Annotated in this window: 9 protein-coding genes; 8 read left to right on the top strand and 1 reads right to left on the bottom strand. The window is 45.6% G+C overall.

Annotation, left to right across the window (positions count from 1 at the left end; all coding sequences use genetic code 11):
• The first annotated feature begins 4 nt into the window (after positions 1-4).
• Genes DWX59_RS10030 through DWX59_RS10055 form a run of 6 tightly spaced genes read left to right on the top strand, consistent with a single transcriptional unit; the run spans position 5 to position 6,605 of the window.
• Positions 5-1,951 (top strand): hypothetical protein, encoded by a 1,947-nt coding sequence (locus tag DWX59_RS10030; protein WP_117558594.1) that lies wholly within the window; start codon positions 5-7, stop codon positions 1,949-1,951.
• On the top strand, positions 1,941-3,182 hold the full coding sequence (locus DWX59_RS10035; protein WP_117558596.1) for an ABC transporter permease: 1,242 nt from the start codon (positions 1,941-1,943) through the stop codon (positions 3,180-3,182). Before DWX59_RS10030 ends, DWX59_RS10035 begins: the two co-directional genes overlap by 11 nt.
• Complete coding sequence (locus DWX59_RS10040) at positions 3,166-4,038, top strand: carbohydrate ABC transporter permease (protein ID WP_117558598.1); 873 nt, start codon at positions 3,166-3,168, stop codon at positions 4,036-4,038. The genes DWX59_RS10035 and DWX59_RS10040 overlap by 17 nt, the downstream gene beginning before the upstream one ends.
• An 8-nt stretch (positions 4,039-4,046) precedes the next feature.
• A complete protein-coding gene (locus DWX59_RS10045; protein ID WP_117558674.1) occupies positions 4,047-4,886 on the top strand; it encodes a carbohydrate ABC transporter permease in 840 nt (279 codons plus the stop codon).
• 14 nt (positions 4,887-4,900) lie between these two features.
• Complete coding sequence (locus tag DWX59_RS10050) at positions 4,901-6,019, top strand: ABC transporter ATP-binding protein (RefSeq protein ID WP_117558600.1); 1,119 nt, start codon at positions 4,901-4,903, stop codon at positions 6,017-6,019.
• The gene (locus DWX59_RS10055) at positions 6,012-6,605 is read left to right on the top strand and encodes a VanZ family protein (protein WP_117558676.1); all 594 of its coding nucleotides are present in this window, start codon (positions 6,012-6,014) and stop codon (positions 6,603-6,605) included. Before DWX59_RS10050 ends, DWX59_RS10055 begins: the two co-directional genes overlap by 8 nt.
• Before the next feature lie 65 nt (positions 6,606-6,670).
• Here DWX59_RS10055 and DWX59_RS10060 read toward each other — a convergent pair whose 3' ends face one another.
• On the bottom strand, positions 6,671-7,177 hold the full coding sequence (locus DWX59_RS10060) for a LysR substrate-binding domain-containing protein (protein ID WP_117558602.1): 507 nt from the start codon (positions 7,175-7,177) through the stop codon (positions 6,671-6,673).
• Positions 7,178-7,408: 231 nt separating this feature from the next.
• On the opposite strand from DWX59_RS10060, the gene DWX59_RS10065 reads away from it, so the two are divergent.
• Positions 7,409-8,422: a dihydroxyacetone kinase subunit DhaK gene (locus tag DWX59_RS10065; RefSeq protein WP_235844996.1), complete on the top strand. Its 1,014-nt coding sequence runs from the start codon at positions 7,409-7,411 to the stop codon at positions 8,420-8,422.
• The gene (dhaL, locus tag DWX59_RS10070; RefSeq protein WP_117558606.1) at positions 8,403-9,044 is read left to right on the top strand and encodes a dihydroxyacetone kinase subunit DhaL; all 642 of its coding nucleotides are present in this window, start codon (positions 8,403-8,405) and stop codon (positions 9,042-9,044) included. The genes DWX59_RS10065 and dhaL overlap by 20 nt, the downstream gene beginning before the upstream one ends.
• The last annotated feature ends 108 nt before the right edge of the window (positions 9,045-9,152 follow it).

The following is a 9,152-nucleotide window of genomic DNA, read 5'->3' on the forward strand; positions in this document are numbered from 1 at the left end:
AGCTATGCGTTTACATATTGGGGAAAAAATCAAACAACAAAAGGCCATGCTTATTTCCGGAAAGAAATACAGGCCCCTTATGGAAGACCGCGTGCAGCGCATGGCTGTATATCTTATGATTGGATTTTTTGCATTCATGTTTGTATGCACAATCATTTCCCGTGCTTCCCATTCTTTTACAACTGCCCTTGTTTCAGTATCTTCCATGACAAGCAAAACGTTAATGAACAGGGCTGAAATGGAAGGGATTATCCATGCGGCAGCAGAGAAGGGGATTAGCCTTCCGGATGGCCTTAAGGTGGTGTCCGTCAATGCAGGGAAGGGAAGGGCGGTAGACAAAGGCGAAGTACTGATAGAATTTGATATATTTTCCGTGGAAGAACAGATTAAGAAACTGGAAGAAGAAATCCATATCCTTAACCTGAGAATCAATTTATCAGGAAACAATGGCGGCAATGATGTGATAGAGGCACAGCGTACGCTTGTGGATGCCCAAAAGGCGTATGAGCGCATTGCTGCGAAGTATGCCAGGACAGAGATACGATTAAAAGAAGATTATACAAAACTTGAAGAAACACTGGCAGATGCGGAAAAAAATCTTATTAAGAAGGCAGAAGCGCTCGTGAAGGAAGCGAGGGAAAACCTGGATATCACAAGGGAGGACGCGGAGGACGCCATCCGTGCCGCAGAACAGGCGCTGGATGAGGAATCAGAAAATCTTGATGATTCAGAGGATGGTTATCAGCAGGCATTAGAAACATATGAACAGGCGAAAGAAGATCTTAATATGGCAAAACAGAAAGTCAGCGAAATTAAGGAAGCGATTGCAGGGAAGCAGCCCGATGATGACGCGGATTATACGGAGGAGCTGAAGGCGGCAGAGGAAGAACTTTCCATTGCGCAAAAGGCATATAACCAGGCCCAAAAGGAGCTTTCAAAAGCAGACTATACCTCATCGTCCTATGACAGGGCAGACGATAACCTGGACTCCATCAAGAGACGCTGGAGACATAAAACTGAAAAAGCCAAAGATGCTCTTTATGAAGCAGAAACAGTGCTGGAAGCAGTCCGGGAAGGAAAAGATTTCTCAACTGAATCTGCGGTCAGTGAGGCTCAGGCTGCCATTGATGCTGCAAGAGAAGCATTAAACCGTGCCCGGCGTGAGTCTGAGGATAACCAATATTCTGAGGAGGAAGAACTCTATGCTGCGGGAAGGGCAATTGAGACTGCGCAGGCAGTACTGGAGGATGCCCGGAGACAGGCTGATGTATTGCAGAAGGAAGATGAGATTGACAGGCTTACCTATGAATCTGAGCGGTCAGATAAGGAAAAATCGCGTGTTGCATTACAGGGAATTTTGGATAATGGGGGATGCCTTTTGGCCCCGGCCCCTGGAACGGTGGTGAGGACGCTGGAACGTGGGGATAAAACAAAGGAGGGGGAAGATGCAGTCATACTTTCCTGTGCTGACAGAGGATTTGTTTTTGAAGGAAAACTGGATAAAGATTCAGCACGCCACTTTTCAGCCGGGGACAAGGGAGAGCTTCATTACGGATTGGATGGAAGCTCACAAAAAGCAGATGTGGAGATTCATTCCATCAGTCCGCAGGACGAGTCGGACCAGGTTTTAGTAACTGCGGTTCTGCCAGAGGGAAGTTATTCTTCCGGTATGCCGGCACAGCTTTTTATGAGCAGGAAAAGCGAGACGTATCAAAATTGTCTGCCTCTTACCGCACTCAGAAGTGATTCCGGCGGAGACCACGTTTTCGTACTCCGCAAACAAAGCTCCGTACTGGGAACAGAATGGGTCATTGCCAGGGTAGATATAACAGTTAAGGAAAGGGACAGCCAGACGATGTATGTTGAGGGCGCGCTTACTTATTCGGATCAGGTGGTCATAAACTCGAATAAGATCATATCGGAAGGAGACAGGGTCCGTATTGAAAATTGACAGGTTTGCTCATTACCGGACGTTGACAATATCATCATTACTGGCAGCAGTTCTTTGGTGTACCGCATGTTCTTTCTATAGTACGGCCATAAGTTACTGTACAAGTGTGGGCATTAAATGGGAAACGAGCGGTGTCAGCCCCTCAGGGCTTATCAGGCAGCAGACATATGCAAGGCAGGATGGAGCAGGAAACCAGCCGGAGGTCACCTTATGGCAGACATACCCGGAACAGGAAGTAATGGCTTCAGATAACCAGAAAATGAATGTAAATGTAGTTGCTGTCTTTGGAGACTATGGGGATATATCATCCTCCATGCTGATTGCCGGTGCTTATCCGGCCAGATCGGATGTGTCTGGATGTGCAGTCAGTACCGGCCTGGCATTCTCCTTGTGGGGAAGTACCAACGCGATTGGGATGCCGGTAAGGGTGGAAGGAAAGCAGTTCTATGTCCGAGGCACATTTGAGGAGGAAGAACCAAGGTTATTCTTACAGGCGCAGGCTGAATCGGAAGAACCCTTATCCAATATGCAGCTGACATTTACAGGTCCGGGAGCAAGGGAAAGGACAAATCAGTATCTCTCATCGGCAGGTTTTCCGGAGGGACGGATTCTTGACCTGACATTATTTGCATGGGTACTTGGTATGATATTCAGGCTTCCTGCAATCATTCTGGCATTTGGAATCCTTGGGCGCGTGATTATGTATGGAAAAAGGCTTTGCCATTATCCTATCCTGCTGGCAATGTATCTTTTAATGGCGTTTGGAATATTGGCCGGATTATGGTTTTGTATAGACCTGCCTAAGTTTCCTTCCGATTTTATCCCTGCCATGTGGTCTGATTTTGGATTCTGGGGAAATCTGTTTGAGGAGCAGGGAAAAAATATGGTCTCCTGGATGACGGCAGGGCCTGCCTTCCGGGATATGGAGCTTTGGACCTCGTCGTTTATGGCAGTGCTGCTTTCTGTGTGCGCCTCTGCCTTTACGGCAGCCGCAGCAATGCTGGTATCCATACGCTCATACAAAAGAATGATTTTCTTTTGTATGGCATATACACTGACGATTTGCCTGATATCATTCAAGATAGCATCTGTTCACAATATGACCTTTTGCAAAGCAATGTATCTGATGCCATGCCTGTGGATATGTGTGGATTTTCTGTTCTATTATCTGAAAGAAACATTTGCCGCCGCTGATGGTGAAGGGAGGGTTTTGGATGAGGAAAAAACATGAATACAGTGTTTGGCTTAGGGAACAAATGGTGCCATGGCTGTTTTTGCTGCCGAGCCTGCTGTTCGTAAGCATTATGGTTCTGATTCCTATGCTGGATGCTCTGCGCCGTTCCTTTTTTCTGGCTGCCAGTGACCGGTTTGTAGGATTTCAGAACTATCTGGCAGTATTGAGAAACCATGCGTTTAAGCTGGCGGCAGCCAATACAGCAAAATTTATCTTAGTCTGCATACCGCTTCTGTTACTCTTTTCCCTGGCTGTTTCACTGATGCTGGCATCCTTCAGGGAAAAGCGCGGTATGTTCAAGACCTCGTTTCTTGTGCCCATGGCGGTTCCCGTTGCTTCGATTGTGCTTTTGTGGCGGGTGTTCTTTCACAAAAATGGACTTCTCAACGCATTCTTTGCACTTTGGGGCATGGTTCCGGTTGATTGGGTTGGAAGTAAGGCAGCCTTTGGCGTGGTGGTTTTTGCTTATCTGTGGAAAAATTTCGGATATGATATGGTACTGTGGCTGTCAGGACTCAGTGCCATAAATCCGGCATTATATGAGGCGGCGCAGATAGACGGAGCAGGAAGCATACAGCGGTTTGTAAGGATTACACTCCCCAATCTCATGCCCACATTATTTACCATTACAGTGCTGTCGCTGCTCAATTCCTTTAAGGTATTCAGGGAGGCTTATCTGATTGCGGGAGGTTATCCGGATGACAGTATTTACATGCTTCAGCATTTATTCAATAACTGGTACGGTAATCTGGATGTGGATAAAATGTGTGCCGGAGCTGTGATGATGGCAATTCTGGTATTTATTTTAATCTTACTGATGCAAAAAATCATGGACAGAGGAGAGCGGATATGAGAGAGGATATGAAAAAATGGCTTCTTGGCGTGCCCCTTGTTTTGATTGCGGTTTTTATATGGATGCCTCTTTGGATGCTGATATCCGGGACCTTTATGGGAGGGGCAGAGTTGTCTGAAAACCTTGCGCCTGTCCTGGAAGGCAGGGGAGGAACGGCTGTATGGCCTGTAATTGCGCGTTATCCCACACTGGCGGCATATGTGGAACTATTATTGGATACGCCCCAGTTTTTTACGGTATTCTGGAATTCCTGCAGGCAGGTTTTCCCAATCATACTCGGTCATGTCCTTTTGGGCGCTCCTGCGGCATGGGCGTTTGCAAAGTTTCACTTTCGCGGAAAAAAAATACTCTATACATTGTATATTGTCCTGATGCTGATGCCATTTCAGGTAACCATGGTTTCCAGCTATCTTGTCCTGAATAAGCTGGGCCTGATTGATACTGTATGGGCGGTCATACTGCCCGGCGCGGCATCAACGCTTCCGGTATTCATTATGACACGTTTTTTCATGGACATACCGGCGGCGGTCATGGAGGCGGCGGCCGTGGATGGGGCTTCCTCATTTCAGACATTTTTACGGTTTGGGCTTCCGCTGGGCGCGCCGGGCATTCTGTCGGCTGTGGTATTAGGGTTTTTGGAATACTGGAACGCAATAGAGGCGCCGCAGGCTTTCTTAAAAAACCAGGCGCTCTGGCCGCTGTCATTGTATATGTCAAATATCACAGCGGATAACGCCGGGGTATCATTAATCGCGTCACTGATTACGCTGATGCCACCTCTTTTGATATTCCTGTCCGGTCAGAAATATCTGGAGCAGGGCATTATATCTTCCGGAATGAAGGATTAATAGAGGATTGATTTATGGAAAACAGGAATTTTGCAGGCAATCTGCAGATAAGCAAGGTGAATAAATGGTATCCTGGTGATGTCCATGCTGTTAAGGATATGGACATGGAAATAAAGAGAGGGGAATTTATTGTATTTGTAGGCCCTTCCGGCTGCGGAAAGACAACGCTGCTGCGCATGATTGCAGGACTTGAAAGCATAAGCAGCGGCGAGGTCATTATGGATGGCAGGATTGTGAACAAGGTTCCGCCAAAGAACCGCGATATCGCCATGGTATTCCAGAATTACGCCCTTTATCCCAATATGAAAGTAAAAGATAATATTGCCTTTCCCCTTAAAATGCAGCACATCGGCAAACAGGAAAGGGAGGGAAGGGTAGCAGAAGTGGCGCAAAAGCTGGAGCTGGATGATCTGCTAGAAAGGAAACCGGGGGCCCTATCCGGCGGTCAGCGCCAGCGTGTTGCCCTTGCGCGGGCCATGATAAGAAAACCCGGACTTTTTCTCATGGATGAGCCGTTAGCCAATCTGGATGCGAAGCTACGCACAGAAATGCGCCGGGAGATTATAAGGCTTCAGCGGGAACTGGGCGTAACAACCATATATGTTACACATGATCAGACGGAGGCAATGACGATGGGTACGCGTATCGCCGTAATAAATGGCGGCGTGTTACAGCAGTTTGGAACGCCGCAGGAAATATATAGAAATCCGGCGAACCTGTTTGTTGCAACATTCATAGGATCACCTAATATGAATGTGTGGGACACAGAGCTTGTTTCAAATAGCGGACAACATTATCTGACCCTGGGAAATGTCCGTATTCCAATGGATAAAAGCAGCCTGACCGTAAGAGGAGTACATGGGTCTGTTAAGGCCGGTATCCGTCCGGAACATGTTATGCCGGCTGCACCGGATGAGCCTCATGCGGTACGGATGAAAATCAGCATTTTAGAAAATACCGGGCGTGAAGTGGCAGTTTTCCTCACGGCGTCTGGCATACCGGATATTACGATGGTAACAGGCGCGGATTTCTCAGGCCAGGTCGGGCAGGAGGTATATATCCGGTTAAAGCCGGAAAGGATACACCTATTTAGTACAGAGACAGGATGTGCATATGGAGATGTTTATGTATAGAATATATTCAACAGGTATAGAAACCGCGGCTGCATCAACAATACTGATACCGATTCTTTTTTTATATCAAATATTTATTTTCCACAACATAAAAAAGACGGCTTCCTATGTTATTTTTACGTTATATTTGACTGCAATGTGCTTTTTGGTGGGTTTTCCAAGTGCAGCAGGGATTAAAATTGGTTGGTCTTATAATTTTATTCCTCTTTATGGTATGCTGACCGATATAACGAATAGCTATCTGAATATTTTGCTTTTTATTCCTTTAGGTATATCTGTTCCATGCTTATGGCCCGATTATAGAAGCATGATGAAAACAGTGGGGTTGGGCCTGATGACATCATTTGGTATTGAAATACTACAGATATTTACCTTTCGTGCAACCGATATCAATGACTTGATAACGAATGCGGCAGGTACGTTGGCCGGGTATCTGATTGGCAGGATGATCATAAAAATGATTCCTCAATTAGATGGACTTGGCTGCAGGAAAAGTGAGTTATATCTTTTATATGGAACAGTGGCTATGGTCATGTTTTTCTTCCAGCCGTTTATTTTGTTATTATCAGAGCCCTTTTATCCATAGATACAAGGGGTTTTGGCTGCTTTTCCCAGAGGGGGAGAAGCAATGATTGTCTGTCTGAACTGCTTCTATTTATTTTCTATCCCGCACTGTAATTGGTGTAGGAACTTGTTGGATGCCCGCGAAAAGACCTGATGCTTTTTCCATATGATACAGAGGCCGGACTCCAGGGCTGGGGAAAGCGGCTTGAAGCAGAGTCTGCTTTCTCCTGTGGTATTAATCAGCTTATCCAGCGGGCTGTCTTTCCGCATTAGGACGCCCCAGGTGTCTTTCATGGGGAACCTCATGTATTCATATTTTGCCACATCCACAGAACCTACCAGAAGGCCGAAGTCGATTAAGCCTTTATCCAATCTTTCCATAACACTCTCAGCATCGCCACTGTAAATATGATAATGAATCAGAGGATGTTTTTTCTGCAGATTCTGGGCGGCCTGTGCCAAAAAGGAAATTGCATCTGTTACCCCGCATCCGATATATACCTCGCCGTTGATATTTTCATTAGAAGAAGTGAGTTCGGCTTTGGTTTTCTCCATCAGTTCAACCATTTCTTCGGCGCGTTTGCGAAGCAGCATCCCCTCCTCCGTCAATGTAACCTTTTCAAGTATGCAGTTCCATTCTGTATATGTATTTGATATCAGGTATGACTCCAATTATAATAAACGGCAAAGGAGATGCTTGAAATGAAGCTGAACAGGCATTTGAAACATTACTTTGCCGGATGTTTATTTTCAGTTTCTGAAAAGATTTTCATCCTTTTTTCTGTTAAAGTAAAATAAATAAGGGGGATGAAGCTTATGCAGCGAATGATTAACAACACGGAGACAGTAATTGATGAAATGCTGGAAGGATATGTGAACAGCTATCCAGATGAATATCGGAAATTGGATCAAGGCAATATTCTGATGCGCAGGAATACAGAGGACAGGGTTTCCGTTATTATTGGGGCAGGAGGCGGCAATGAACCTTGGCCCATAGGATATGTAGGAAAGGGCCTGGCCGATGCGTGTGCATTAGGCAATGTATTTGTGGCTCCTGCGGCCAAGGCTATTTTAAACACAATCCGGAATGTGCCTAACAAACATGGAGTCCTGTGTATTGCTACCAATCATGCGGGCGATGTGTTGAATTTTGAACTGGTTGCTGAATTGGCTGAAATGGAAGGAATCCGTACAAAAAGAATATATATTTCAGACGACATAACTTCTTCACCTGAGAAGAAGGAGCGAAGAGGCGTAGCCGGTGTTGCACTGGCAGTGAAGATTGCTTCGGCAGCAGCAGCTTGTGGGCTGTCTCTGGATGATACGGCTGCAATTGCAGAATTAGTCAATGATAATCTTTATACCTGCAGTGTTACCACTTCGCCTGCCTATGTTCTGGAAACTGGAAAGAAAGCATACGACCTGCCGGAGGGGATAGTTGAGTACGGCATGGGGTTTAATGGTGAGATGGGGATAGAGAGAAGCTGCTTTGCATCAGCAGATGAGATTGCCTGCCACGTGGTAGATTTACTCTTGAAAGACACGAAATTAACAGCAGGGGATGAGATTTCCGTGTTTTTAAATCTGTTTAAAGCCACTACAGTAATAGAAAGTTATGTATTGCAGAAGCAGATATTAAAACTTTTGGCGGAGAAGGGGATTCATGTTAGTGATTCTTATGTGGAGTCTCTCTTTCCTACCCAGGGGGCAGGTGGATTTTCACTTACTTTTTTAAAAATGGACGAGCGGTACCGCAGTTTTTACAATCAGCCGGCATACTCGCCATTGTTCAAAATGGCAGGGAAGGAGAAAGCGGATTATGAATCAAATGGATTATAAACAGTGTCGGGAAATGATTTTATATGTAGCTCAAAAGATAGTAGAAAGCGAGCCTTATCTAACAGAAATTGATATGGAGATTGGTGATGGTGATCATGGAACGGGTATGAAGCGCGGATTTTCAAATGTTATGAAGACGTTGAAGGAAAGATGCCCTGAAAGTATGGAAGAGGTGTTCCGCGTGACTGGCTGGACCCTGTTAGATACAATGGGAGGGGCTTCCGGTGTTTTGTTCGGGACTGTATTTATTAGCGGGATTTCGAAAAGAGATAATCATCTTTTCTGGAATTTAGAAGATTTCTCACAGGTATTCAATCGCTCTCTTCTGGCTCTTAAGGAAAGGGGGAAGGCGAAGGTGGGAGACAAAACCATGGTGGATGCATTGGAGCCGGCTGCGGAAGCTCTGAGGTTAGCTGCGGCTAAGGGAAAAGGATTGAAGGAAGGATTTTCACAGGCAGCAGAATGTGCCGGTAAGGGGGTAGAATACAGTAAAAATGTGAAGGCACGATTTGGAAGAGCTAAGTATTTTGGGGAAAAAGCAATTGGGCTACAGGATGCCGGAGCTACTTCTGTGTGGATTATATTCCGCTCCATGAGCCAGTGGATTGAGGAGAATATATAATGCAGGTTTAAAAATGGGTTGAAGGCAGAGGCCTTAACTATACAATAAAACAATAACAGGAGGATAAGAAGAGTGAAAAATAAAGTGAATTTTTGGGCGCACTTATAT

The sequence above is a fragment of the Enterocloster aldenensis genome (assembly GCF_003434055.1).
In the GTDB taxonomy this organism is placed as follows: Bacteria; Bacillota; Clostridia; order Lachnospirales; family Lachnospiraceae; genus Enterocloster; species Enterocloster aldenensis.

What these genes read in the sequence shown, in the direction of transcription:
- DWX59_RS10055 (WP_117558676.1), top strand. Translation starts at nt 6,012, where the DNA reads ATGTATAGAATATATTCAACAGGTATAGAAACCGCGGCTGCATCAACA.
- DWX59_RS10045 (WP_117558674.1), top strand. Translation starts at nt 4,047, where the DNA reads ATGAAAAAATGGCTTCTTGGCGTGCCCCTTGTTTTGATTGCGGTTTTT.
- DWX59_RS10050 (WP_117558600.1), top strand. Translation starts at nt 4,901, where the DNA reads ATGGAAAACAGGAATTTTGCAGGCAATCTGCAGATAAGCAAGGTGAAT.
- DWX59_RS10060 (WP_117558602.1), bottom strand. Translation starts at nt 7,177, where the DNA reads ATGCTGCTTCGCAAACGCGCCGAAGAAATGGTTGAACTGATGGAGAAA.
- DWX59_RS10065 (WP_235844996.1), top strand. Translation starts at nt 7,409, where the DNA reads ATGATTAACAACACGGAGACAGTAATTGATGAAATGCTGGAAGGATAT.
- DWX59_RS10030 (WP_117558594.1), top strand. Translation starts at nt 5, where the DNA reads ATGCGTTTACATATTGGGGAAAAAATCAAACAACAAAAGGCCATGCTT.
- dhaL (WP_117558606.1), top strand. Translation starts at nt 8,403, where the DNA reads ATGAATCAAATGGATTATAAACAGTGTCGGGAAATGATTTTATATGTA.
- DWX59_RS10040 (WP_117558598.1), top strand. Translation starts at nt 3,166, where the DNA reads ATGAGGAAAAAACATGAATACAGTGTTTGGCTTAGGGAACAAATGGTG.